At 43.7% G+C, this 26,079-nt stretch carries 23 protein-coding genes; 19 read left to right on the forward strand and 4 right to left on the reverse strand.

Annotated elements, in window-relative coordinates:
- Window positions 1-104: 104 nt before the first annotated feature.
- From NP590_RS03080 to NP590_RS03140, 13 genes are all read left to right on the forward strand, one after another.
- Entirely contained in the window at window positions 105-1,187 is a 1,083-nt protein-coding gene (locus NP590_RS03080) for an SDR family NAD(P)-dependent oxidoreductase (RefSeq protein WP_256600748.1), read from the forward strand.
- Window positions 1,184-2,338: an NAD-dependent epimerase/dehydratase family protein gene (locus tag NP590_RS03085; RefSeq protein WP_256600749.1), complete on the forward strand. Its 1,155-nt coding sequence runs from the start codon at window positions 1,184-1,186 to the stop codon at window positions 2,336-2,338. Before NP590_RS03080 ends, NP590_RS03085 begins: the two co-directional genes overlap by 4 nt.
- Before the next feature lie 13 nt (window positions 2,339-2,351).
- The gene (locus NP590_RS03090; protein ID WP_256600750.1) at window positions 2,352-3,365 is read left to right on the forward strand and encodes a hypothetical protein; all 1,014 of its coding nucleotides are present in this window, start codon (window positions 2,352-2,354) and stop codon (window positions 3,363-3,365) included.
- A gap of 378 nt (window positions 3,366-3,743) precedes the next feature.
- Complete coding sequence (locus NP590_RS03095; RefSeq protein WP_256600751.1) at window positions 3,744-4,664, forward strand: class I SAM-dependent methyltransferase; 921 nt, start codon at window positions 3,744-3,746, stop codon at window positions 4,662-4,664.
- A complete protein-coding gene (locus tag NP590_RS03100; protein ID WP_256600752.1) occupies window positions 4,664-5,386 on the forward strand; it encodes an FkbM family methyltransferase in 723 nt (240 codons plus the stop codon). Before NP590_RS03095 ends, NP590_RS03100 begins: the two co-directional genes overlap by 1 nt.
- 94 nt (window positions 5,387-5,480) lie before the next feature.
- Window positions 5,481-6,269 carry a glycosyltransferase family 2 protein gene (locus NP590_RS03105; RefSeq protein WP_256600753.1) on the forward strand — a complete coding sequence of 263 codons (789 nt, stop codon included), beginning with the start codon at window positions 5,481-5,483 and terminating at the stop codon, window positions 6,267-6,269.
- A gap of 30 nt (window positions 6,270-6,299) precedes the next feature.
- Window positions 6,300-7,259, forward strand: a complete 960-nt coding sequence (locus NP590_RS03110) for a glycosyltransferase family 2 protein (RefSeq protein ID WP_256600754.1) — start codon at window positions 6,300-6,302, stop codon at window positions 7,257-7,259.
- Between the two features lie 23 nt (window positions 7,260-7,282).
- Window positions 7,283-8,197: a glycosyltransferase family 2 protein gene (locus NP590_RS03115; protein WP_256600755.1), complete on the forward strand. Its 915-nt coding sequence runs from the start codon at window positions 7,283-7,285 to the stop codon at window positions 8,195-8,197.
- Between the two features lie 8 nt (window positions 8,198-8,205).
- Window positions 8,206-9,138 (forward strand): NAD-dependent epimerase/dehydratase family protein, encoded by a 933-nt coding sequence (locus NP590_RS03120; RefSeq protein ID WP_256600756.1) that lies wholly within the window; start codon window positions 8,206-8,208, stop codon window positions 9,136-9,138.
- Window positions 9,128-10,288: a glycosyltransferase gene (locus NP590_RS03125; RefSeq protein ID WP_256600757.1), complete on the forward strand. Its 1,161-nt coding sequence runs from the start codon at window positions 9,128-9,130 to the stop codon at window positions 10,286-10,288. Before NP590_RS03120 ends, NP590_RS03125 begins: the two co-directional genes overlap by 11 nt.
- Before the next feature lie 256 nt (window positions 10,289-10,544).
- On the forward strand, window positions 10,545-11,510 hold the full coding sequence (locus NP590_RS03130; protein WP_256600758.1) for an NAD-dependent epimerase/dehydratase family protein: 966 nt from the start codon (window positions 10,545-10,547) through the stop codon (window positions 11,508-11,510).
- On the forward strand, window positions 11,510-12,541 hold the full coding sequence (locus tag NP590_RS03135; RefSeq protein WP_256600759.1) for an MraY family glycosyltransferase: 1,032 nt from the start codon (window positions 11,510-11,512) through the stop codon (window positions 12,539-12,541). Before NP590_RS03130 ends, NP590_RS03135 begins: the two co-directional genes overlap by 1 nt.
- The gene (locus tag NP590_RS03140) at window positions 12,538-14,397 is read left to right on the forward strand and encodes a polysaccharide biosynthesis protein (RefSeq protein WP_256600760.1); all 1,860 of its coding nucleotides are present in this window, start codon (window positions 12,538-12,540) and stop codon (window positions 14,395-14,397) included. Before NP590_RS03135 ends, NP590_RS03140 begins: the two co-directional genes overlap by 4 nt.
- A gap of 245 nt (window positions 14,398-14,642) precedes the next feature.
- On the opposite strand, the gene NP590_RS03145 is transcribed toward NP590_RS03140, so the two are convergent.
- Genes NP590_RS03145 through NP590_RS03155 form a run of 3 tightly spaced genes read right to left on the reverse strand, consistent with a single transcriptional unit; the run spans window position 14,643 to window position 17,477 of the window.
- On the reverse strand, window positions 14,643-15,128 hold the full coding sequence (locus NP590_RS03145; RefSeq protein WP_256600761.1) for a hypothetical protein: 486 nt from the start codon (window positions 15,126-15,128) through the stop codon (window positions 14,643-14,645).
- 1 nt (window position 15,129) lies between these two features.
- Entirely contained in the window at window positions 15,130-15,747 is a 618-nt protein-coding gene (locus NP590_RS03150) for a hypothetical protein (RefSeq protein ID WP_256600762.1), read from the reverse strand.
- Window positions 15,744-17,477, reverse strand: coding sequence for a VWA domain-containing protein (locus tag NP590_RS03155; protein WP_256600764.1), 1,734 nt, complete (start codon window positions 17,475-17,477; stop codon window positions 15,744-15,746). Before NP590_RS03155 ends, NP590_RS03150 begins: the two co-directional genes overlap by 4 nt.
- Window positions 17,478-17,715: 238 nt before the next feature.
- Between NP590_RS03155 and NP590_RS03160 the strand changes: the two genes are divergently transcribed.
- The 5 genes from NP590_RS03160 (at window position 17,716) to NP590_RS03180 (ending at window position 23,963) form a co-directional block, all read left to right on the forward strand.
- Window positions 17,716-18,705 carry a polysaccharide deacetylase family protein gene (locus tag NP590_RS03160; RefSeq protein ID WP_256600765.1) on the forward strand — a complete coding sequence of 330 codons (990 nt, stop codon included), beginning with the start codon at window positions 17,716-17,718 and terminating at the stop codon, window positions 18,703-18,705.
- Between the two features lie 20 nt (window positions 18,706-18,725).
- On the forward strand, window positions 18,726-19,697 hold the full coding sequence (locus tag NP590_RS03165; RefSeq protein ID WP_256600766.1) for a hypothetical protein: 972 nt from the start codon (window positions 18,726-18,728) through the stop codon (window positions 19,695-19,697).
- 324 nt (window positions 19,698-20,021) lie between these two features.
- The gene (locus tag NP590_RS03170) at window positions 20,022-21,491 is read left to right on the forward strand and encodes a lipopolysaccharide biosynthesis protein (protein WP_256600767.1); all 1,470 of its coding nucleotides are present in this window, start codon (window positions 20,022-20,024) and stop codon (window positions 21,489-21,491) included.
- Between the two features lie 34 nt (window positions 21,492-21,525).
- Complete coding sequence (locus NP590_RS03175) at window positions 21,526-22,272, forward strand: class I SAM-dependent methyltransferase (protein WP_256600768.1); 747 nt, start codon at window positions 21,526-21,528, stop codon at window positions 22,270-22,272.
- A gap of 533 nt (window positions 22,273-22,805) precedes the next feature.
- Window positions 22,806-23,963, forward strand: coding sequence for a glycosyltransferase family 4 protein (locus tag NP590_RS03180; RefSeq protein WP_256600769.1), 1,158 nt, complete (start codon window positions 22,806-22,808; stop codon window positions 23,961-23,963).
- A gap of 52 nt (window positions 23,964-24,015) precedes the next feature.
- On the opposite strand, the gene NP590_RS03185 is transcribed toward NP590_RS03180, so the two are convergent.
- A complete protein-coding gene (locus NP590_RS03185) occupies window positions 24,016-24,672 on the reverse strand; it encodes a hypothetical protein (RefSeq protein WP_256600770.1) in 657 nt (218 codons plus the stop codon).
- 51 nt (window positions 24,673-24,723) lie between these two features.
- On the opposite strand from NP590_RS03185, the gene NP590_RS03190 reads away from it, so the two are divergent.
- Window positions 24,724-26,025, forward strand: coding sequence for a putative O-glycosylation ligase, exosortase A system-associated (locus NP590_RS03190; protein WP_256600771.1), 1,302 nt, complete (start codon window positions 24,724-24,726; stop codon window positions 26,023-26,025).
- Window positions 26,026-26,079: the final 54 nt, after the last annotated feature.

The raw sequence follows: 26,079 nt of genomic DNA on the forward strand, positions 1-26,079 counted from the left end.
TTTATGGAAATAACTATTGAATCGGTAATCATGAATGAGTTCTGCAAATAATAATAAAATTTTAGCTTAATAATTTATATCGCAAAATCATAGAGTACTGTTCCTTGAAAAATAATCGAATAGTCGTAACCGGCGCTTGCGGCACGATCGGCGCCGAACTGATATCCCAACTGTTGGCCGATCCGGTTCATACGCCGGAAGAAGTAATCGGGTTGGACAATAATGAAAGTCAGCTTTTCTTCATGGAACAGCGGTATCTGGACGATCCACGAGTGCGTTTCTATGTGGCGGATATTCGCGACCGCGACGAACTCTTGCGCAAGATGAAGGGCGTTGACATTGTCTTCCACACGGCAGCGTTGAAGCATGTCATTCTCTCCGAGCGTTCGCCTGAACAAGTGGTGCAAACGAATATCCAAGGTGTGCAGAATGTGATTGCAGCATCAACGGAGCGGGGAGTAAAAAGAGTGGTTTTTACCAGTTCAGACAAAGCCGTGAATCCAACCAATGTCATGGGCACTTCCAAGCTCATGGGAGAGCGCCTGATTACGGCAGCCAATAGCCACAAGCGCGGCAACGGGCCTATATTTACCTCTACCAGATTTGGCAATGTATTGGGTTCAAATGGTTCGGTTGTGCCGGTTTTTCGCGATCAGATTGCAAAAGGTGGCCCAGTTACGGTAACGGATCCCGAAATGACGCGTTTTGTCATGAGTGTTTCCCAGGCAGTTCGCCTGGTGATCGATTCCGTGGCATTAGCCTACGGTGGCGAGGTATTTATTACCAAGATGCCAGTGGTAAGGATCGTCGATTTAGCTAAAGCAATGATAGAGGACCTGGCCCCGCAATATGGCTTCGATCCGGAGCAAGTGGAAATCAGGTTTATTGGTGCCAAAGCAGGCGAAAAGCTATACGAGGAGTTGATGAGTCAAGAGGAAATCCGTCGTGCTATCGAGTTGAAGGATTACTTCGCGGTATTGCCTGCTTTCCGTGGCGTGTATCATGATATTGCCTATGACTATTCCGATATCCTGAACGGAGTGGTTTCCAAGCCCTACGTTTCTGCAGAGGAGTCTTTCATGTCTATCCCAGACATCAAGGTATTCCTCCGTGAAAATCATTTGCTGGATGCCCCCGTGTTGCCCGACGTGATTCATTCATCAACAAAAAAGGAGTTTCGCCAATGAGAATACTGATCCTCGGTGGAGACGGTTATTTGGGCTGGCCCACGGCCATGGCTTTTGCGTCGGCTGGTCACGAAGTTTGTGTCATGGATAATTACCTCAGGCGGAATATTGCCCGAGAGACATGTTCCGAGCCTCTTGTCCAAGCACCAAATCTGCATGACCGGGCGGAAATATTTGAGGCGACACTTGGAAAGAAAATTCGGGTTGAAATCGGGGACTGTGCGAATTTTAGTGCTTTGGAAACATTGGTGCGTGACTTCAGTCCCGAAGCAGTCGTGCATTATGCGGAACAACCTTCAGCGCCTTATTCGATGAAAGGTTTTCGGGAAGCGCAAGTTACCTTCCAGAATAACCTGGGCGCTACCTTCAATCTTATTTGGGCTATCACCCAACATGCACCCGACTGTCACATTATCAAACTGGGCACGATGGGCGAATATGGTACGCCGAACATAGACATCGAAGAAGGATGGATTGATATTACCCACAATGGCCGGACGCAAAAATTCTTGTATCCGCGTCAGGCTGGCAGCCTCTATCACACGACGAAGGTTCTGGATACTGACCTTCTCTGGTTTTATGTCAGGGTTTATGGCTTGAGCGTTACTGACTTGATGCAAGGACCGGTATACGGGCTTTCCACCTCAGAAGCAGAGATTGATGAAAGGCTACTTCCTAATTTTCACTATGATGATATTTTCGGAACGGTAATCAACCGCTTCCTAGTGCAAGCTGTTGCTGGCATACCGCTGACCGTTTACGGGAAGGGTGGGCAAACGCGCGGATATTTGAACCTGAAAGACACGCTGCAGTGTGTCAGTCTGGCAATGCAGCATCCGGCAGGAAAAGGCGAATTGAGGGTGCTTAACCAATTTACGGAACAATTCACCGTCAATTCATTGGCCGAACGAATACAGCGGGTGGGCAACTCAATGAACCTTGGGGTTCGGGTAGCTAACATTGAAAATCCAAGAAAAGAGATGGAAGATCATTACTATAACGCCATGCATACCGGATTATTGGAGCTAGGACTCAAGCCGCATTATTTAACGGATGAAGTCGTTGCATCAATGCTCGAAAGAGTCATCAAATATAAGGATGCAATTGACCACCGGATAGTCATGCCCCGGGTTCGCTGGAACGAAAAATAAGGTGGCTATGGATATGAATGGGTTTAATGTACCAGTAGCCATATTAAACTTTAATCGACCTCAAATGACGAGACGTGTTTTTGAGATGGTCAAGCAGATTAAACCACGTAAGCTCTTGCTGGTTGCCGATGGGCCGAGACCAAATCGACCGGATGACGTTCGGCTCTGTGCCGAAGTTCGTTCCATCTTCAATGAAATTGATTGGGAATGCGAAGTCCACAAAAAGTTTTCCGACATCAATCTGGGTAGCTTCAAGAGCAACTCAAGCGGTCTAAACTGGATCTTCGATACTGTAGAGGAGGCTATCATTATCGAGGATGATTGCGTTCCTTCTGTATCATTTTTTCGCTACTGCGAGGAGTTGCTCGAGCGCTATAGGGATAACCCAAATGTTGGGGTCATAACTGGCTACAACCTTGGATTCCCTGCCGTTAAAAATAATGAGAGCTACTTCTTTTCGGCATACACGCTGAACTGGGCTTGGGCGTCCTGGCGACGTGTTTGGAAGCAAGTGGATATGGATATGTCCTGGTGGGAGCCGCGCGCTGGTAAAAGAATGTTGCAAGCTCTATTTCCGAAGCGTAAAGAGTGGACCTACTGGTTTAAGCTGTATGAGCAAATTCGGAAGGGCGATCGGAGAAATGCATGGGATTATCAGCTGATACTCTCAGCTTTTAAACATTCCCAGTATTGCATTATCCCAAGTGTAAATATGGTGTCCAACATTGGCTTTGGCCCTGAGGGTACCAATTGTTTCGATGATTCATCCCCCATGCATAACCAGAGGATGTTTGAGCTACAATTCCCCCTGATACACCCTCCGTTAGTGCAGCGTAGTGGTCAGGTAGATTATGCGGTCTTCAAATCCCGGTTTTATCACTATGTTCCATTTTCGCTGCATTGGCAGATTTTGAGCCGTATTAGCCTTCTTATAAAAACGATCAGCCCTTCGTTGCATGCTGGCTTGAAAGTAAATTTTGGAAAATGGAGAAGCACGGTAAACCGCAAGAAGTTTAATCATTCTTGAAAAATGTGCTCTGTTTCGCGAAAACCGTAAACGCAATATCAGGGCATACTGCAAACGTCTGTTTGGTGTAGCTGCGGTGGTAAGAATAGCCTTGGGCAAGGTTGTCCTATTAGCTCATCGGAGCAAAATATCTGATTATACTAATGCCCTATTGATGAATTTGGTTTACAGACCAACAAGCCATCCAGCATCAACGTTCGTTCTATGCTATTGGGTACTCGGCCCAAGAACAGCTAAACATGTACAACTGCCTTTATGGAACCATGTAAAAGGCAAGTTACTCTCAAAAAGCAAATTGATTTAGCGCTTAACTGCGCTAGAAAGATTATTCATTCATGATGATACTATAAGCCTGTAACAATGATTCAGAGTGCTAACTTGGTTCAAATAGATGCGTTGAAATGCCGTGTTTGCGGTCATGGCGAAGCTGAATCTCTGGGGCAAATACCGGATTGCGGGGAGTTTGCGGGGCAACCGGTATCGCCGCCTATAAAGGGTGGAGAGTTATGGGAATGCAGGGAATGCGGTTCCTTGTTTCGGCATCCCACTCTGTCTGCAAATGACTATATTTCATTATATGAAAAGGCCCCCAATACGGTTTGGGTGGGCAATGAAAAAGAGCGTAACGACTTTGCGACGATATATGAGTATTTGCAAGAACATAAAGGTGGTTCGATACTCGATATCGGCTGCTACTCTGGCTGCTTTCTTGCGGGTTTGTCAGATAAGTTCATGAAGTATGGCATAGAGCCGTCGGTCTCGGCTTCGATGATCGCAACATCAAAGGGTATTGTTGTACTTGGGAAAACCCTTGAGGAAATGGAGTCCGGCAAGATTTTTGATGTGGTCGTTGCAATCGATATAATTGAGCATGTGCTTGATGTTGAAAAATTCATGAGCCAGGCTTTAGCGAGGGTAAAGAGCAATGGTTTTTTGATAATTTCTACGGGTAACCCCGACTGTTACATCTGGAAAAAAATATTTAAGTCAAAATTTTGGTACAACTATTTTCCCGAGCACGTGACCTTCCCAAGCTTTAGTTTTTTCCTTGAGTTTTCAAGGCGCCAACGATTGCAAGCGCCAGTTCGAATACGATTTAGTTATCTGAAATTGAAGTTAATAAGTAGACTAGTATCGATCTTTCGTTTTGTTTATTACTATGCAATATACAAAAGCTTGAAAATAGTACGTGGAATTACATCAGGCAATGTTGCGAATAGTCCAGTAATGGGCAATGGAAGCCTGATCGGCGTATTCAAAGACCACCATATCGTTATTTTTAAAAATAAGAGTTTGTGATGAAGTTAAAGGAAGTTATTAGACAGATGTTGCGGAAACTCGGGCTAGACGTTCATCGTTACGTTCCTCCACTACCAACCATTTCCCCAATTGTTACGTCACTACACAAATTCGAGATCGATCTAATTTTCGATATTGGTGCTAATAAAGGTCAGTTTGCCTCCGAAATGCGTCAATATGGATATGAAGGAAAAATTGTGTCATTCGAACCACTATCTAAGGCTCACGAAGAACTGCTGCTATCGAGTTCCGACGACCCCAAATGGGATGTTTATCCCATTTGTGCCTTGGGAGATCATGAGGGTGAGGTCGAAATTAATATTGCTGGAAATTCCGAAAGTAGCTCTATTTTGCCCATGCTGGATGCTCATCGAAATGCCGCTCCTGAATCGGCATACCAAGGTAGGGAGATTGTCTGCATCAAAACTTTGGACTCCATCGCTGCCGAATATTTGAAAGATGCTCGCGCGCCTTTCCTGAAAATTGATACCCAAGGTTTTGAATGGGAAGTGTTAAACGGTGCGAGAAACACATTACCACATATAAAAGGCATATTGATCGAGTTATCTTTAGTTTCCCTTTATGACGGTCAACATCTATGGCGGGATGTTATTGAGCGTTTGGAAAGCTTGGGGTTTATCTTGTGGGCTTTTAAGCCCGTTTTTTCAGATCAATCATCTGGACGTACGCTCCAGATAGACGGTATTTTTTTTCGGATATAGTGGTTTAGTAATGGTGTGACCATTCAATATATTACGCTCACAAGATAAAGATGATATGTGGATTTTTTATAAAAACTTAAAATAAAAAAAGTTAGTGAATTACAACTCTCTGAATAATATTGCAAAAACTCCAAGGGTTTCAATAGGCATTGTTGTTTATAATGGTGTCGCGCATATTGGGAGTGCATTAAGAAGCGTAGTAAATCAAGATTATAAAAATATCGAGATCATTGTTGTTGATGGCGGTTCGTCAGACGGAACCTTAAATATTTTGGAGGAGTTTTCACAATATTTAACTGTAAAAATTAGCGAGCCGGATTTGGGTATATACGACGCAATGAATAAGGTATGTTCATTAGCGACAGGCGACTGGCTGATTTTTCTGGGATGTGATGATGTGCTGCTTAATACCATTGACAAAGTTGTTATGAAAATGAATTCGCCAGATGTTGTATATTATGGCGATGTGATTTTTGGGTCAACAGGTGCTTTCTATGGTGGTGAGTTTTCGAAGCGTAGACTATTGAAAATGAATATCTGCCATCAGGCTTTGTTTTATCCAAAGTCTATTTATAAGTCATACCTTTATGATTTGAAATATAAATGGTTGGCCGATTATGCCCTAAATATTAAATTGTTTGGACTCGGTGTTCCCTTCTTTTATACCAATGTGATGGTTTCAATTTATAATGATAAGGGTGGTTCGTCGCAGGGTGATGCTGATTTTGAGAAAGCAAGGTTGAGTTTGATACGCTCCGCTTTTGGCTTGATGTATGTCGCTATTTATGTTTTCGATAAAACCACGGAAAAACTAAAAATTCGTGCAAGTTTATTTTTAAAACGATTGCTTGGAAAAAATAATTTATTACGTTGTTTTTTGTAATATATGACTAACTCTTTAATAAGTGTTGTAATGGCTACCTATAATGGGGGGGCATATTTACGCGAACAGCTTGATAGTATTCTTAATCAAACCCATCACAATTTCGAGCTAATTGTTGTTGACGATGGCTCTAATGATGAAACGCTGGCTATTCTGAATGAATATTCGCGGATTGACGAGAGAGTTCATGTATTTCCATCGGTAGAGAATTTAGGCGTCGTTAAAAATTTCGAACGCGGACTTAGATTAACAAATGGTGATTTTATAGTTCTCTCCGATCAGGATGATATATTTAGGAGAGACAAGTTCGAAGTGCTTTTAAATACGCTACGAAATAATCCAAATTGCGATATGGTGGTATCGGATTTATCATTAATTGATGATAATGGGAAAGAATTTGAAAAATCGTTCTGGAAATATCAGCATTTAAAGCCTGTTGTAGGTAAGCCTTTTCGCCGCTTAATGTATAGTAACTTTGTTACCGGATGTGCCGCGATGTTCACTCGTCGACTTTTAAACGTAGCCCTGCCTTTTCCCAATGATTGTAAAGTGCATGATTGGTGGTTAGCCGTGGTTGCGGCCAGTTCAAGAGGAGGGGGGATTTGCTTGATAGGTGAGCCGTTGGTTTTTTATCGCCAGCATGATAATAATGTTATAGGTGCCAAGAAAGCTATTAAGCTATCTGTTTTGAATTGGAGTTATATTAATTATTTTTTATTTGACAAGAATATTTTAGAGAAAAGAAAGCGCTGTTTTTGCTATCAAGCAGAGAGATTGTCCTCGTATTTGGAAAGTGATGCATGGACATCGTCCGAAAAGAGAATTATTGAAAGAAGCAGAGAGCTTTTTTTGAGTTATGCGAATGAAAGTCAAGAAAACATGATTGAAAGATTTAGTAAATTATTACCAAGGTTACAATATGGATTTTGCGTTGGTGGGGTCCGTTCAGCTTTGGGGGTTGTTTTTAGAACTCTATTTCCATTATTATGAGTTTTGGCTCTTAATTTCCCTCGATGACGTCTTTAAGAAATATCTCGGTTTTGTTGTCTACTTACAATGGAAGTCGATATTTAAATTATCAGTTGGATAGCTTGATTAACCAAACCTATCCCGATTTGAATATTCTAGTGCGTGATGACGGTTCGACCGATTCCACATTGGAAATTCTTAAAGCAGAAAAAGCCAAGACCAAATTGGATGTCTTGGGGAATCATAATAATTTAGGTGTCACAGGTAGCTTTTTCGAGTTGCTTCGTCATGCCGCATCAACCGATACAGAGTATGTCGCTTTTTGTGACCAAGACGACGTATGGCTTCCTACCAAAATTGAGGCGGCCATAAGCGCCTTGTCATCATTTTCAGATACTCCGTCCTTGTATTGCTCTCGCCAGGAGTTTGTCGACGAACACCTGAATCATTTGGGATTTAGCAGTATTCCCAAAAAAATGGGGTTTGGTAACGCGCTTTTTGAAAATATTGCGGTTGGCTGTACCATGGTTTTGAACAGAAAGGCAGTCGACTTGTTATGCAAACAGCGATTGCCGAATGAAGTGTATGTGCACGATTGGTGGTGTTTTTTAGTGTTGAGTTGCTTCGGAAAAATCATATTTGACGATCGGGCACTTATTAAATATCGACAACATTCCGGCAACGCAATCGGTGCTTCAAGCAGTTATTTAGGAATCTTGAAAAGAAAGCTTGATAGGCTGTTTAATGGTAAGTTATGGATCAGTGAACAAGCAACTGTGTTTTACAGTTTATTTGCTGATCGATTATCGCCGAATGATAGGACGCTAGTGGAATTGTTACTGAAGGCAAAATCCTCTTTTTGGCATCGGCTGGTCTTGGCATTTTCAAGAAACATCTGGCGTCAAAAGTTCTTGGATAATTTGATTTTACGCCTGGTGATTTTGTTAAATCGCTTTTAGAGAATATCGTGATTGTTGCTGTGACCGGCGGTACCGGATTTATTGGAAGGCACCTGATAAAATTTCATCTTGATGTCGGTGATGAAGTGCGGTATTTGACTCGTAGCACAGCTCTACCCCTTGATATGCGTGCAAGACCAATATGTGGTGCTTTAAGCGACAAGGAAATTCTTGATAAATTGGTCGATGGAGTCGATGTGTTGTATCACTGTGCGGCCGAGTTACATGACGCAACAAAAATACATGAAACTAACGTAATTGGTACAAAAAACCTGCTCGATGCAGCCGCTGGAAAAATCAGCCGATGGGTTCAACTCAGTAGTACAGGTGTTTACGGGAGCAAGCCTTTACATGATGTCAATGAAAACACACCGATTAATCCGGGAAATGCTTATGAGTGTTCAAAGGCGGAGGCGGATGAGTTGGTTTTTGAATATGCCTCAAACGGACATTTTGAAGCTGTAATACTGCGGCCATCCAACGTCTATGGGATCGATATGCCGAATCAATCCTTATTTCAGTTAATCAAAATGGTTAAAAAAGGCTTGTTTTTTTTTATCGGTAAGGGAAATGCTACCGTAAATTATATTCATGTCAATAACGTTGTTCATGCTTTGGCGTTATGCGCGACAAAGCCTTTGCCTGGCAAAGGGTGTAATATATATATAATTTCCGATTTTATGAGACTTGAGGATTTTATATCCGTCATTGCATCGGCAGTTTCAGTGCCGCGCCCAAGGTTTCACTTCCCTGAACCATTGATTAGATTGATCGCCAGTTTTGGACGCTATTTTCCTAAATTTCCGCTACGACCTTCCCGCGTGGATGCTTTGACTTATATCCATCATTATGAAACCCAGAAAATTCAGTCCGAATTGGGCTATCAACACCAAGTTTCCATGGAAGAGGGAATACAAGAATTAGCCCGCCATGCAAAATAGAAAGCCAAGGGTTGTCAGGGTCGTAACAGCTTCCTATGTAGTGCCGTGGCATTTGGGAAATACGTTAAAAAGAATAACAAAAGATTTCGATGTTTGCGTTGTCGGTCAAAATGTTTCAATTTACGCCAAAGATTATCCCGGAGTTGAGTGGTTCGATATCGATTTAAATAGGAAAATAAGCATTATTGCTGATTTCAGTAGTCTGATTAAATTAATCGTATTTTTAAGGCGTTACAAGCCGGACATTGTGCATTCCATTATGCCCAAGGCCGGGCTGCTGGCTGCCTTGGCGGGAATTATCGGTTTTGTGCCGGTTAGGCTTCATACTTTCACGGGACAGGTTTGGGTTGGAAATAAATCGATATTTAAATGGATTTTTTATGTTTTCGACTGGCTAATTAACAAATTGAATACCGTATGTTTGACTGATAGCCCGTCGCAATCGAAATTTCTGTTTGATTTTGGTATTAGTCATTACGGTAAGCCCTTGCCCGTTTTAGGGATCGGGTCCTTATCCGGTGTCGACTTGTCTCGATTTAATGCGGACAAGATGGTAGATAAAAAAGCACGGCTTTCCGAAACATTGCATATTAAAGACGAGCAATTCGTTTTTGCTTTTGTTGCCCGCAAAACCCGGGAAAAGGGTGCTTTCGATGTGCTTCAGGCATTTTCCCGCTTGGTCAAAAGTTATCCGGACTGTTTGTTATTGTTCGTCGGACCCGATGAGTCCGATGGCGAACTTGCAGCATTATCGTTGAACGACCCGGCTTTATTTCAGCAGGTCATTTCAGTAGGCCAGGTCGATAATCACGAAGCCTATTTGGCCATTGCGGATGTCCTGTGTTTGCCAAGCTATAGGGAAGGTTTTGGTACCATCGTCATAGATGCGGCGGCTATGGCCAAGCCAACCATAGGTTCCGATATCGTGGGATTGGTAGACTCCATTGATAATCACAAAACCGGTCTGTTATTTCCCGCTGGGGATGTTGAGGCCCTTGCCGAGGCGATGATGTCATTTTTAGTTAATTCCGAGCAACTGGATGCAATGGGAACGGCAGCCAGAAATCGGGCCGAAAAATTCTTTTCCGCCGACATCCTCTACGACGAATTAAAAAAATTATATTTCGACCTGTGTAAAAGGTCATTTTAGGATTTCGTTGCTAACGGTTGTGACACTGGCGCATCGCCCAGGCAAATGAAAGGCAGTCTCGTAGGAGCGACGCACAGTCGCGACGATGGCCTTGCGAATCGCGACTGTGCGTCGCTCCTAGTGCGCTTTCAGAGTAATAACTTCCCTATCTATATCCCTGATCCGAACCCTTTTCCAGAGAGGGAGCAGAATGCGGAAGTTATCGCGGGGCGGAATCCTTAGCAGGGTTTGGAGCTTTCATTTGGAATGATCGATTATGGCAAAAAAAGCATTAGTAACTGGAGCATCAGGTTTCATCGGCACTAGCTTGGTAAAATATTTACGGCAAGGCGATTATGATGTTTATCGCGCCAGTCGATCGATGCCAATTAAAGACTCCAAGCATTTTTTACTGGATTTGGCCAATCCCATTGGATTACCTGACATATTGAGTGATACCGAGGTTATTTTCCATCTCGCCGGCAAAGCCCACGCACTCGCGGAAAACCGACAGGATGAAAACGAATATTTTCTAGTTAACACCGAAGGTACCCGCAAATTATTGGAAGCCGCGAAGGCTGCTGGTGTACAGAAGTTCATTTATTTCAGCAGTGTCAAAGCGGTGGGTGACAGTGATCAGCAACCCATGGATGAAACCGTTGATACCGTTGCCGATACGCCTTACGGACGATCCAAATATGCGGCGGAACAGTTGGTATTACACGGCGGTTATGTGCCGCACCCGGTCGTGATTCGGCCCAGCATGGTGTACGGGAATACTGAAAAAGGCAATTTGCCGCGCATGATCAAGGCCATACAGCGTGGACTGTTTCCACCGTTGCCGGAAACAAATAATCGGCGTTCCATGGTACACGTGGACGATGTAATTCAGGCGGCCCTGTTGGCAGCGGAAACTCCGGAAGCGGCGGGGCGGATTTATATTGTTACCGATGACCATGCATACTCTACCCGGCAAATTTATGACTGGATCAGGCAGGCGTTGGGAAAAACGGCTCCGGGCTGGCAAATTCCGATGACTTTGCTGAATGTTCTGGCCAAAACCGGCGATGCTATCGGCCATACACTCGGTCGCCGCTTCCCCTTCGATAGTGCCGCATTGGATAAATTATCCGGTTCGGCATGGTATTCCTCTGCTAAAATCCAACGCGAATTGGGCTTTCGGCCCCGGCATTCGCTGCAATCCTCCATACCGGACATTGTCCATTTTTTAAAAACTAAATAGTGCTGTTTTATTTTGTCTTGGTTTTGCTCGCGTCAATCATATTGACGGGCGTAATCCGTTCCTATGCCCTGGCTCGCAAGGTGCTGGATATCCCCAATCAGCGTAGTTCGCATGCGGCGCCGACGCCGAGAGGGGGTGGCTTGGCTATCGTGTTGGCGTTCGGCTTTGCAATGCTGTTACTTGGGTTTCGGCAATTGATCGATGACCGTGCCCTGATTTTGATGGGAATCAGTTTATGCGTGGCCGGCATCGGTTTCTGTGACGATCACAGCCACGTGCCGGCCCGCTGGCGATTTTTGATCCATGCGTTGGCGGCAATATCGATCCTGCTCTTGCTGAGCGGATTTCCGTTGTTGCTATTGCCGAGTCCGCTGGATGGCTTAATGCAGCGGGGACTCGTCGATTTGGCTTGGTTAGGCTATCCGCTGGGAATAGTTGGGCTGGTGTGGTTTTTGAATCTGTTCAATTTTATGGACGGTATCGATGGCATAGCGGCCTCGGAGTCTTTATTTATGTGTTTGGCTTTGGCCGTTTACGCATACTATCTGGATGGTTCGTTGTTTTACATTTGCATATCGCTGGCGGCGGCCACCGGGGGATTTTTGGCTTGGAACTGGCCCAGGGCCAAAATTTTCATGGGCGATGTCGGCAGCGGATTTTTAGGTTTATGGATGGGTTTGTTGATAATGCTGGCTGCCCGGCAAGCGGCCGTATTACTGTATTGCGGGTTGATTTTGTTCGGTATTTTCCTGGTTGATGCCACCTATACGCTAGCTGTGCGTATTCTGTCCGGCCAGAAATGGTATGAGGCCCATTGTTCGCATGCCTACCAACGCGCCGCCAAGCGGTTTGGACATTTGCGGGTCTTGTTGGCGTGCTGGCTGATTAATGTGGCTTGGTTGCTGCCTCTGTCGTTTTGGGTGTTTACTCACCCCAGTCATGCCTTGGCGGGTTTGCTGACCGCTTATTTGCCCTTGGTATATTTGGCATATCGATTCAAGGCCGGGCTGGCGGATAGGCCGGCATCATGAAGTTCAAGTTTCGTTCACGCACTTCAATATTCCTGCACGATTTACTGATGGTGCCATTGGCCTGGTTTGGCGCTTATTGGCTCAGGTTCAATCTGGATGAAATTCCGGATGAGTATTTTTATTCGGCTTTGTTGTTTCTGCCGGTGGTGATAGCCATCCAGGTTTCGGCATTCTGGACCTTCGGCCTCTATCGAGGGGTTTGGCGTTTTTCTTCCATGCCCGATCTGGTGCGCATCGCGAAATCGGTGAACGCCGGTATCTTTTTTATCGCCGGTTCCCTGTTTCTCTACAACAGGCTGGAGGGCTTGCCCCGTTCCGTCATACCGCTGTATGTGTTGATTTTGTTGGCTTTACTATGTGTTCCGCGCTTTGTGTATCGATTTTGGAAAGAACGGGCTCTGGTCGACCGGATCGGCTTAAGGGCATTGATCGTCGGAGCCGGTTCGGCGGGAGACATGCTGGTGAGGGATTTGTTATCCAATCCCGACAGCGGTTATATCCCTGTCATATTTGCCGATGATAATCCGGGTAAATTGAATCGGGAGATACGCGGCATTCGAGTGGCCGGCACGCTGGAGAGAATTCCTGCATTAATCGAGCAGTGGGAAATCGAGGTGGTGTTGATTGCGGTGCCTTCCGCCACAGATGCGCAAATGCGCCGTATCGTGGAAATCTGCGAGGAGTCCGGCGTTTCATTTCAGACGCTGCCGTCGGTGAAGGAATTGCTGAGCGGGGCGGTGACCAAGGCCAGCCTCAGGAATGTCTCTATAACGGATATTTTAGGCAGGGCGCCGGTACGACTGGATTGGGACGGCATTCAAGCCAGTTTGCATGGCAAAACCATTTTAGTAACCGGCGGTGGTGGCTCGATAGGCTCGGAGCTCTGTAAACAATTGGCCAAGGTTCAGCCGAGTAAATTGATTGTGTTCGATCAATGCGAATTCAATTTATACAAAATAGATGCCGAATTGTCGCGTCAATATCCGCGGGTTCCGCACTTGGCGGTATTGGGCGATGTGACTGACGCCTTGACTGTGCAACAGATCATAGTGGGGCAGAAGCCGCAAGTGATTTTCCATGCCGCCGCCTATAAACACGTACCCTTGTTGGAAGGTCAGGCCAGAGAGGCGGTGCATAATAATCTGATCGGCACCAAGATCGTCGCCGAGGCGGCTATCGCGGCGGGTGTGGCGCGGTTTGTGTTGATCTCCACCGACAAGGCGGTAAACCCAACCAATGTGATGGGTGCCACCAAAAGGGCGGCGGAGATTTTATGCCAAAATTTGGACAATACCAGCGCGACCCGTTTCACCACGGTTCGATTCGGCAATGTATTGGATTCCGCCGGCAGCGTGGTGCCCTTGTTTCGGGAACAGATTCAAGCGGGCGGGCCGCTTACCGTCACGCATCCTGATATTACGCGCTATTTCATGACCATTCCGGAAGCCTGCCAGTTGATTATGCAGGCGGAAACCGCCGGCAAGGGCGGGGAAGTGTTTGTGTTGGATATGGGCGAGCCGGTCAAGATCGTTTATCTAGCCGAGCAAATGATACGCTTGAGCGGCAAAATCCCAGGCAAGGATATTACGATTGAATTTGTCGGTTTGCGGCCGGGGGAAAAGTTATACGAAGAGTTGTTTCATACTGAAGAGCAACTGCTGGAAACCGGTTACACCAAATTGCGCTTGGCCAAGGCCAGAATCTATCAGGACGATGCGTGGTGCGGTGCTATCCAGGCGCTAGAAAATGCCTGCCAACAGCAAGATCAGCAGGGTATCGTCTTGCTATTGAAGCAACTGGTACCCGAATTTAAATCAGGGGAATATACTCATAGCACTTCAAATTTCGGTTTTTAATTTCCTCACCCCATCCTTCTCCCGCAGGAGGCTGTCGTAAAAGCTCCCTCTCCTTGCGGGAGAGGGTTGGGGAGAGGGGGAATATAAGGTAAGACGTTGATTTTTATACCCTCACCCAGCCCTCTCCCGGAGGGAGAGGGTTATGTTATGGCTTTTAGAACACCCTCCGTAGGGCGAGGGGGCAGATGTGCAGAAAGTTGAAGTTAAAAAGTATAGTCGGCGAGTTGATTCCGCCGCAGCGGGAACTAATCAAACACATCCCCCCAATCCGGTTCGGGAATGGTGTTTTCGCCGGTCGTGGAGTCCTTGGCGTTTTCTTTTGCGTCGATGGTGTTTGCTCCGTCTGGGGATGTCGATGAATCGGTAGCGCGTGGTTGGGATGTCAGTTTGTTAAGGTAGTAGTCCAATAATTCGCACAATTGATCGTAAACGATATCGTTGGGTTTTTGTTGTAACAGTTGATCGATGTAGTGTTTTAAAAATAGCTTTTCCGCGCCGATTAATTGGCTGCTGATGCCTTGTGCATCGCTTTCCGACAGCTTGAAATGGCGGCCGAGCTTTCTCGATAGCTTGTTTTTGCGGCTGTTTTGCCTTTCCCTGATTTCGTCCAGCAAGTGTTCCAGCTGTTTATGCTGTTGCCGCTTGATGTACCAGCTGTAACATAGAAAGCCGATGATGGTGAATAAAACCAGGCCGGTAACCGTTACCCCAGTCAAAAATAGCCAGTTCATCTCAGTCATTTGCATCAGGGTGCAGAATATTGCGCTCGGTATCCTGAAAAATCTTCAGCATTTTTTTTCGGCTGTTTTCCAGTTCCAGCGCGGTCTGATTGCCGCTGAAAACCCGCGTATATTCGGCGGTGATTTCGTCTATGGTTTGCATCGCCGTATCCAGCTGTTGTATCAACTGTTGGTTGATGCGCTCCAGTCCTTGCGCGGGACTACTTGAGTGAGTCGAGTTGGTCGACGTGGCCTGCATATTAGTAAGCAACTCGCAATAAGGAGTAGATAAGTCGTTGATGCGCTTATCAATTTGGTGCAATAGGGATATTTCGCGCCGCAAAAAGAGTTTGATGATGTGCTGCATCAGCGCGCGCTCGCAGTCGCTTACATCTTTTAGTGTTTGCTCCACCATCTCTTGGTCCAGGCCGCATGTTTCGGAAAGCAGTTGATGTAAGGGTTGGTTTTTAAAAGAATTCTGGTCGGTATACTGGCCTATGAAGCTTTCGATTGCCCGCATTTCCTTGTTGCGCTTTTTTCTGGAGAAAAACAGCCAGCCGGCGCAAAATAAAAGCAATACACCCAAGGCTTCGGCGAGAATTATCACCAGTGCGGCGTCCAAGGTCATCATCCCAATTTCTCCAATAATTCTTGTTGTTTGTTGTCGATGGATCGTTTGAGTAGTTTGTAAATGACAAAGCCGATACCGCAAAGCAGAATATTGATGGCCAAGACGACGCCGATAGTAAGGCCCCAGTTGGTATCATTTTGTGAACCCGGTGGTGTTATTGGATTGTTTGATTCTGATTCTACGGTTTGCCCGGAAGCGGTTTCCATAGCGGCGTTTGGAACTTGTTGGGGTGGGCTGACAGTGTCGGCGGGCGCAAAAATGTCGTCGTCCAGCCTGATCGGGCCCAGCACGGGCGAGACGGAGCTTCCATCGATGTTTTTGGCGGTGGCATCAAAGTTGACTAATATCGCCCCGCCTTGCGCTAATCTGGGCAATTTTAAAAGCCATTCGCCGTCTTGCTCCATAATTATTTGAGATTCCGGTTCATGGCCGGATTGAGTTATTTTGGCCGTGATGGATAGGCTTGATGCGTCGAGAACCGCGATGTCCGGATGAAATTTCAGTGTTACATCGCGGCTGGCATTGTCGACAAGAGTTTCAATCGTTATCGGCGCGGAAACGACTTCAAAATCCTGCTTGATTTCCCTTTTAAAGGTGTTTCCGTCGGCGACGATGGTAAGAGCGTGTCTACCTATCGCCAAGTTTTCCAGTGTTTTGGAAAAAAAGCCCGCTTCCGTGCCGCTGGGTTCAATTCCGACTGGCGGCTGTTGGTCAAGGTTGAGGGTAAGGTTAACCAAATCGAGAAAATCGGCTCGGCTGATCAACTTGTCCTGTTCGGTGAAATGCAGCTTCAAGGTCAGCGGCTGTTTGTCGCCGATTGTGCTGGCAATTTCATTGAGCTGTAATTTCAGATCGGTCAGTATCATTACCTGATTGTCCGGATCAAAGGCTGCTTCAATGCGCCATTGGCCGGCCATGGGCTGTTTTACGGTGATCAAATCATAACCGCCGGTCTCCAGCCAGGATATGGCATCAGACACGCCTGTTTTGCTGATCTTATGTTGGTCGGGTTGGATTAGTTGGGTCGGCGATGCGTTCTTTTGCTTGAATAACAGCACCGAAAACTCCTTGATACCGCTATCCACTTTGAAGGTGTTGTTTTCAAGCGGTAATAAGTCTTTCGGCGCAATTTTTAGAGCGGTTTTCAGAAACAGGCGCTGCAGCTGGTCGGCGGATTGAGCGGTTTCGCTCCAGCCGCCGGTGTCATATGCCAGTTTATCCAGCAATTCCTTGTCTACCTGATCGGACAAGGCAATGGTTTGAACCTTGATTTTTTGCAGCTGCAATTTGGGTATCCATTCGCTTAGAATGCGTTCCCTGGAATCCGCGCTGACCATGATGTCTTTGGAAATGTCCACCAAACCGTCGGTCAGAATAATCAGGCTTTTAGCCCCATTGCCGGCAAAGCCTTGTTCAACTGTCGTTTGAATCGCATCCTCTAAGTGAGTATAAACACCATGCGAATGGATATTGTTGCTGGCTTTTAAAGCTTCCTGTCGCCATACTTCGTTTGCGGCATCCGTGTGACTGAGTAACGAAGTCTTCTCCGCAAACAGCCATAACGAAACGTTGGCACTGTCCGGCAGTAGATTGATTAATAGCTGGGTGGCCGCCACCCGCAGATTTTGCGGGTCGTTTTGCTTCATGCTGCCGGAGACGTCGATAAGGACCTGAATTTCGTCAGCGCTTGAATTGGTTGCGGCCAAGGTTTGCGCTAAACCTAGATTCACTGATAGGCTAAAAAAGATAACAGCGGCTATGAGTTTCATGAATAACCAGTATAACAATCAATGCCTGAACTATAGACCAATGGTCCGATTAAGCGAAAAGTAAAATAATGCGCTACAAAAATAGCCGGGTTGATAAGTCGATATTCGACTACACTGACTGCGGCTTCGTGACGTTTACCCAAACCGTATTGGCCGTTGTTTTATTAACCGAACTCAAACCTTAATTGTTCACCCGATCATGAAGCAGGCATTTCTACTCAAGCTTTTGCAACCGTTGGCAAGCTTTGCCAGCGGTATCGGCAAACGGAAAAAATTATTAATCATGATTTATCACCGCGTGCTGGACGAGCCGGATTTCATGCGGCCCGGCGAAGTGGATAAGGAAAAATTTACATGGCAAATGGAATTGCTAGCCAAGCATTTCAATGTGTTGCCATTGCCGGAAGCGTTGGAGCGCATGCAAAGTGACACATTACCGTCCAGAGCTGTATGTATTACCTTTGACGACGGTTATGCCGACAACTACACCAACGCACTGCCAATACTGCAACAATTCAATTTAAAAGCCACCTTTTTTATCGCCAGCGGGTTTTTGGACGGTGGCAGAATGTGGAACGATACGGTCATTGAATCCGTGCGCAACTTGTCGACGCCAATTTTAGATCTCGCTCAGCAAGGTTTAGGCGTTTTCGAAATAGCCAACGAAACCCAGAAATCTCTAGCCGCCCAGCAGATCATTCAAAAAATCAAACATCTGGATTTTGCCGAGCGCGCCCACTACGTAGAAGCTATCGCCGTAAAATCCGAAAACCTGCCCGAGGATTTAATGATGACCAGCGAGCAAGTTAAAAAACTGCATATAAGCGGCATGGAAATTGGTGGGCATACGGTAAATCACCCTATATTGGCAAAATTGGACGATGAAATAGCAAAATGGGAGATTGGGGAAAATAAGAAGTTTCTGGAGAATTTGTTGGGAATTGAGTTGAGATGTTTCGCATATCCAAATGGGAAGCCGGAAATTGATTATGGTTGGTTTCATACTGAGTTGGTAAAACAAAGCGGCTTCCATTCAGCTGTATCTACCCAGTGGAACGTAGCAACAAAACACAGTAATTTTTATGAGTTGCCGCGGTTTACCCCGTGGGATACCGAAAGAGTTAAATTTATGGCTAGATTGATTTTTTTCATCAAAAAACAAAGTTGTCTGCCATATTTTGCAATATAGGTTCGGCATTTGGTGGTTTTGTGAACAACGATTTAAAGAAGCAATATAATTCAATACCCACTTGGGCTGTATGTGTTTTTACATCGAGAGAATCATTGCCACAATTAATGGGTTCTATTCATGCGATTTTTGTCGCGTGTAAACATCATAATGTTTGTATCGATGTATTGGTCAACGGTAGCCAAAAATTATGTGAAGAGTTATGTAATGAATTGAATGGAGCAAAGGTTAGCGCTCATTATACCATTAGGGTTTGGTTTCTTGAGTTCGGTGACAAGGCCAATGCATGGAATGAATATTTACATGATATATGGCCTGGAGCAGAAAAAACCTTCTTTTTAGACGGCTATGTCAAAGTAAGACCGAATGCACTGGAATTATTGTCCGATAATTTAATTGATTATGATGTGTTAGCTGCTACCGGCATACCGAGTGTTGGGATGGGGGCTAAAACGCAAAGACAACAAATGACCCGGCAAGGCGGTCTGCATGGTAATTTGTTTGCACTGCCTCGGTCTAGCATGCGTCAGTTACGAAAGGCATTGTTCAGATTACCCAAGGGTATTTACAGAACTGACTCAACAATAGGCGCAATATTGAACTTTAATTTCGATCCGACTACATACTCCTGGAACCCCGCGCGAATAGCTGTAAACCCAAATGTAACCTGGGATAGAGACAGTCTCAAGTGGTACAGGTTTAAAGATCTCGTAGTGCATATCAAACGAATATATAGGCAAGCGCAGGGTAAGCTTGAAAATGCTGCCATAAAAGACCATTTCGCCATTAACAAAAAACCAGCCTTAGAATTGGAAGATAACGTCCATGCGTTAATAGAGAATTGGGTCAATAGGAATAAGACTCAGGCATTTTGGATGTTTTGCCGGAGTCCATTGGTATATTTTGCATGGTTAAAGATTAAGGCTATGAATTTAAAGTCGCTTGGGCAACTTGGCAAACCTATTTTGATCGTATCTTATTTAGATAACTAGAACGAAAAATGGGAAAAATTATGATTGACAGTCCTTAATTAGTAAGGAATATACATGCTGTGAGTTTTTCGCCATGAATGCGTTGGCGAGATAGGCCGCTAAAATCCGGGCTAAAATAATAATCAGGGGTTTATGATTTAAATCGCAGATATCGCTGGGGATGGAATAGTTTTATTAAATGGCGCAATTCTACAAATTACTTGTTCCCATCTAAAAAAACGTTTCTGATTCGGCTATAAGCGGATTTCGTGCATGGATAATATATTTACCGGCGGGTTACGAAATTGTTAAATCTGATTAAGACATATAGATGAAATAAGGAAAATGCAAAGTATAACCAATAAGATGGCAAAAGGGGCGGCTTGGATGGTTGCCTTTAAAATGATTGAACGTAGTATTGGGCTGTTAAGTACAATAATTCTGGCGCGATTATTGGAGCCGGATGATTTCGGCTTGGTGGCCATGGCGACGGCATTCCTGGGATTACTTTTATTATTGACGAGCTTTAGTTTTGACGTGGCGCTGATTCAAAAACAGGAACCGGATAGAGCGTTATATGACACTGCCTGGACATTTAATGTCATTTTTGGAGCCCTGTTAGCTATCATATTAGCGGTGGCTGCGGGTCCTCTGGTGGGCTTTTATAATGAGCCAAGGCTGGAGGATATTTTATATATTTTGGCATTTGGCACTTTTTTGGGCGGTTTTGGAAATATTGGCCCTGTTGCATTTAGAAAGGACTTACAATTTCATAAAGAGTTTTATTTTTTACTAGGAAAAAAAATATCAGGCTTTATTGTATGTATGATACTTGCGTTTTCCATGAGAAACTACTGGGCGCTGGTATTTGGGACGTTTGCTAGTACGATTGCGGAATTGGCTTTAAGTTATGCAGTTCATTCCTATAGGCCACGCTTTTGTCTGAAGGGACGTAAAGAGTTGTTTGGCTATTCGATGTGGCTATTTATTAACAATACGATTTTTTTTACCTATCACCGTATGGCAGACTTTATCATTAGCAAAACCCTTGGTAGTCATACCCTAGGTGTCTATACTGTTGCCTATGAATTGTCAAATTTACCAACCACAGAATTGGTTGCTCCGATTAATCGTGCGGTGTTTCCTGGTTATTCGAAATTAGCCAATAATCCTGATGATATTCGCCATGGCTTTTTAAGTGTTCTGGGTATGATTGCTTTATGTGCAATACCAGCAGGGTTGGGTATTGCATTGGTTGCGGATGTATTGGTGCCTGTTGTATTGGGAAATAAGTGGCTTGAAAGTGTACCTCTTATCCAGATGTTGGCGATGTCGGGTGTATTTGTAGCGTTACAAACGAATACCGGCTCTCTCTATATGGCGATAGGAAAACCTAGTTATTTGACTATGATTTCATTGTTTCATGTCTTTGTGGTATTCATACCTCTATTTTTATATCTAATGGAGTTGAATGGGGTTTTTGGTGTGACACAAGCTTATTTGTTTAGCAACATCATTATTTGGCCGATAAATTTCTTTGTTGTTTCATCTGTTATTAAGCTTAAATGGCGTTCTATATTTTTTGTATTATGGAGGCCTATTATTGGATGTTTTGTTATGACCGCTGTTTTGAGATCTGATTGGATTTCCATGTTTAGTGGGTTATTAGAATTGGACTGGCTATGTTTGGTATTTAAAGTTTTTATTGGTGTGGTTGTGTATTCTTTTACCGTATTATTATGTTGGTTTGTTTTTCGCAAACCGGAAGGGGCAGAAAAAACTATTGTGAATAGGTTGTTTTATTCGCCAAATTGAGTGTTTTTGAAATTAGATTGGGCATTCTGGAGAAATGATGGGAAGAACTGTAGTTAAAACTGGCCTTTTTTCGCGTATGGGTGACCTAGATACAGGTGGGATGGAAAAAAATTACAAGGGATTGGCTATACATGCATTAAATGGACTGCACGAGTTTGTTGGGGATAAAGTAAAGGAGTTGTTTTTTGATTCTGCGAATTTATTGGATCTTGCCGCAGGTAGTGGTGCGTTGTCTCTTCGGCTACAGGATATGGGGTTTAAGATAACCGCCTATGATTATGAAGAAAATAACTTTCGACTTAAGCAGTCTATCAAATTCAATCAAGTAGATTTAAATAACGACTTTTCGAAGATATCTGATTGTTTGTACGACGGAGTTATAGCTGTTGAAATAATTGAGCATCTGGAAAATCCGCGCCATTTAATTAGAGAGATCTATGATTCGTTGGTGCCAGGGGGCAAGGTGTTAATAACAACGCCAAATATAGATAATCCGGTTTCACTTGCTTTCTATGTTCGATTTGGTTGGTTTCAATGGTTTAGTGATGAAAACTATAATAACGAAGGCCATATAACACCTGTTTCCCAGCACTGGATGAATAAATTTCTGCTTGAGGCCGGTTTTGTAGATGTTGATTTTGTAAGTTACGGAGACCCGTTTCGTGTATTAGTTGGATGGCCCAAGATGAAATATTTTGCTCGTCTCTTAAGTTTTTTGACATCTATAGATAAAAGTAAACAAGGGGAAATAATGGTTGTGTCTGCGCGCAAGCCTAATTAACGTTGACGGTGCTCTGGTTATCATTGTAAGAGTTATTACAATTCAAAGCGAAAAATTTACAATCACTAATGCGCCATATAAATGAATTATTGGTCTTTTTATTCGCTCTGCAGAAAGGAAGTTATTCTAATGAGTCAATATTTGGCGGTGAAGGCAGGTTTAAGTGAATATGATGTGCTTGGATATGTGTATTCTGATTATGCGGTCATTTAAAAGCATAAATATTTAGTGTGTGTGTAAATATGGCCATTATAGAGTCGGTGCTCTAATAATTTCGAGTTTGTTATAGCCATTACTGGTAACGTTTTTGATGATATTGCTTTAACGCCAGTTGATCTGCATTAAGGAAGGGGTTGGGGATGCATTTAATCATTTAGAATAGCTATAATATTAATTATCGATTTTTTGTTCCTATTCATTGATTAAAACTTTTTATGCGTGGTTAGATACTTGTGTATATCAGTATTATTTTCTTGGCAATTTGTGATAAATTTATTGTTAAGTTTCTATATATTTGTAGCAGTTGTTGAATTATGAGCCAAAAAAATAAATGGCTTTTCGTACTTCCCTGGGAAATATCTTATCCTGGTGGGGTTAATCAGGTAGTCAGCAATTTGCTTGCAGAGTTTGATAAGGACCCTGAGGTGAAAGGTGGCTTACTTATAGATTGCCATTATAAAGGAAGCGACGAAAACACAGGTGTAGATCGTATTTTGCTTAGCAATCCTTTTTGGTCTCCCGGACTGATAGGACTTGTTAAGTACATCGTTAAAATCCCCGGTATATTTTTGAAATTAAGAACAATTATTTCTGGTGACGTTGTTTGTGTTAATTCGCATTATCCGTCTTTGAATGTAATAAACTATATTTTTTACAAACGTGTATTTTTATGTAAGTGGAAAATTGTCTTATCGTTTCATGGTCTCGATATCAAAGGAATTGAAACTTCGGTTGGCATGGAGAGGCGATTTTGGTTGTATGTTTTTCAAAAAGTTGATGCTATTGTCTTCTGTTCGTATTTTCTGGCTCAACACTTTTTAAATTTGGTTGGCGACAAGTACCAGGATAAAATTATAGTTATTCATAACGGTATTAATCCAGATTTATTAGCTCGGGAGTCCGTGGGGTATGAGTTGTTGCCTAATGGATTGGATACTAGGCCATTTATTTTGAATGTGGCTACATTTGAGTATAAGAAAGGCCAGGATTTATTGATAAAATCTTTTTCTAAAATTAGGCGTGTACATAATGTTAAGCTTTGCTTAATTGGAAGGGAGGCATCAGAGCTGGATTATTATAAAGCTTTGGTTAGAGATTTAGGTTGTGAAGATGATGTAATTTTTTTTGAAAATGTCAAACATAGTGATGTCATGGCTTTTTTTAAAAAAGCAAGGCTTTTTTGCTTGCCATCCCGTTTCGAGCCTTTTGGCATTGTGTTACTTGAATCGGGTTTTCTGGGGTGTCCAGTCGTTGCGACGAAAGTTGGAGGTATCCCTGAGATAATAACAGACGGTTATGACGGGTATTTGTTTGAATCTGAAGACGTCGACGAGTTGACGTCTGTATTGGATACTGTTTTGAGAAATCCTGAACGTGCAGAGCAGAGCGCGGTTTGCTTAAAAGAGAAAATTATTAGGAATTTTACTTGGCATTATGCGGCGGAAAAATATCTTAAAATCTTGTCTGATTAATAAATACAATGTTGTAGGTGGTATTTATATGATTTATTTTTTGTGAATTACTCTACTCAGTCCATATGCCTATATTTTTAAGTTTTAATTTTAAGCTTTCAGGTGTTTTTTTGTTTTTATATGCGATTTTTGCATATTTTAGTGCTCTTTCATATTCCTTCATGTCGATCAATAATAATGATAACGAATAAGCAATCTTGGGGTTGTCATTATCTATTTCAAGCGCTTTTTGATAAATTGTTGACGATTCGGTGAGATGACCTATTTTGTGGAGGTAATATCCGTATAAGGCATAGCTGGCGGAGTCTTGCGGGCTGAATTTTATGGCGCGTTGAAGGTAGCATTCGACCGGACTCAGGAGTTCCCTGTTTTCTGTTAACAATTTATTGGTTAATTTAAACTTATACCTGATGACGCTAAGCAGGGCTCTGTGATGGTTAGGAAAAGCGCGAAGGGTGTAATCGAGATCAGCCGGAACATATCCTCCTATGCCTTTAATATGGTTTTCAACGTCAGCGGAAAAGTGACTATGTTCAACGATAGGCAAATTTTGCTTATCTTCCAGTTTTGTGTAGTCAAACGGACCATAACCCTGTGCTCCGCCAGTGCAGGGCAGTCCTTGGAGTGTTTGGCCCACCCAGGGTGCTGAATTGGCGGCTGCAGTGACTGTTGGGATTAAAGTCGTTATCAGTATTGCTAAAATCTTCATGGTGCTAGGTTTCTAATGGTTGGTTATGGCGTGTATTTTCTGAGTTGATAAATGAGAGACATTGTACTGGTTTTAGTTTTTTTGGGCCTATTTCCCAAAATGCTTTATCAACCTTTCATAGGTATTTTGGTATGGATTTGGCTGGCATTCATGATGCCTCAGTCTCTCGCTTATGGGTTTGCCAGAAGTATACCGTTCTCGGTACTTACGGCGGCGGCAATCTTGTTTTCTACGCTGATTTCCACGGAGCGAAAACGACTCCCCCTGACGCTGCTTACCGTGTTACTCATTATTTTTAACATTTGGATGCAGACGACCACACTTTTTGCGTTATATCCGGAAGATGCGCGTGTTGTCGCATCGACCACAGTAAAAGCGCAGTTGATTAATTTTATCTGCATAATGCTTACTAGTAGCTATGAAAGAATAAAGCAAATCTTATGGGTGGTGGTGCTTTCAATCGGATTTTATATGCTCAAGGGTGGCGTGTTTGCACTTGTGACTGCCGGAAACTACATGGTTATGGGGCCGGAGGGATCTTATCTGGATGGAAATAATAACATTGGCTTAGTCGCGGCAATGTTGGTGCCTCTTATTCGTTTTTTACAAATGGATGATAGTAGGGTTTGGGTGAAACGTTGTCTTGTTTTTTTGATGATATGTTGTTTGTTGGTTTCCGCGGCATCATATTCTCGCGGCGCCATGTTGGCGGCCATAGCGATGGGTGGATTCCTATGGTTGAAAGGTACAAATAAACTTCCCATATTGATTTTGGTGCTTCTAAGCGGAGCGACTCTATTACAGTTTATGCCTGATAGATGGAAATCCCGGATGGATACCGTGGAAACCTACGAAGAAGATGCCTCGGCGATGGGGCGTATCAATGCCTGGGAGATGTCTTGGAATCTCGCCAAGGATTATCCATTCGGAGCCGGATTTGAGTGTGGTGCAAGGCCAGAGTTATTTATGCTCTACGCACCAGATCCAACCGATAGTCACGATTTTCATAGCAATTATTTTTCCGTATTAGCCCACCATGGGTATTTGGGATTGGGCTTATACTTTGCGATTATGTTCGTTGCATGGAGGACTGGCTCTCGAATAATTAAAAAGTCTGAATTGTTCCCGGACACTGCATGGATGGGAAAATTGGCGGCAATGATTCAGGTGAGTCTTATTGGTTATTGGGTGGGGGGGACTTTTTTGAATTTGGCCTATTGGGATTTACCTTACTTGTTGATTGGTTTGCTTATTGTGCTCCAGCGCATGTTAAATGATCGAATTTCGATGAAGGAAGACAGCGATTCTGGAAGGTTATATGCCCCTATTTCAGTCAGAACCCTAACTCGATAAATTAATTAATTACTAAAACTGATGGTATCCATACGAAACACAGCTAGTTTAAAG

Origin of the sequence: Methylomonas subterranea, assembly GCF_024505185.1 — a bacterium.
In the GTDB taxonomy this organism is placed as follows: domain Bacteria; phylum Pseudomonadota; class Gammaproteobacteria; order Methylococcales; family Methylomonadaceae; genus Methylomonas; species Methylomonas subterranea.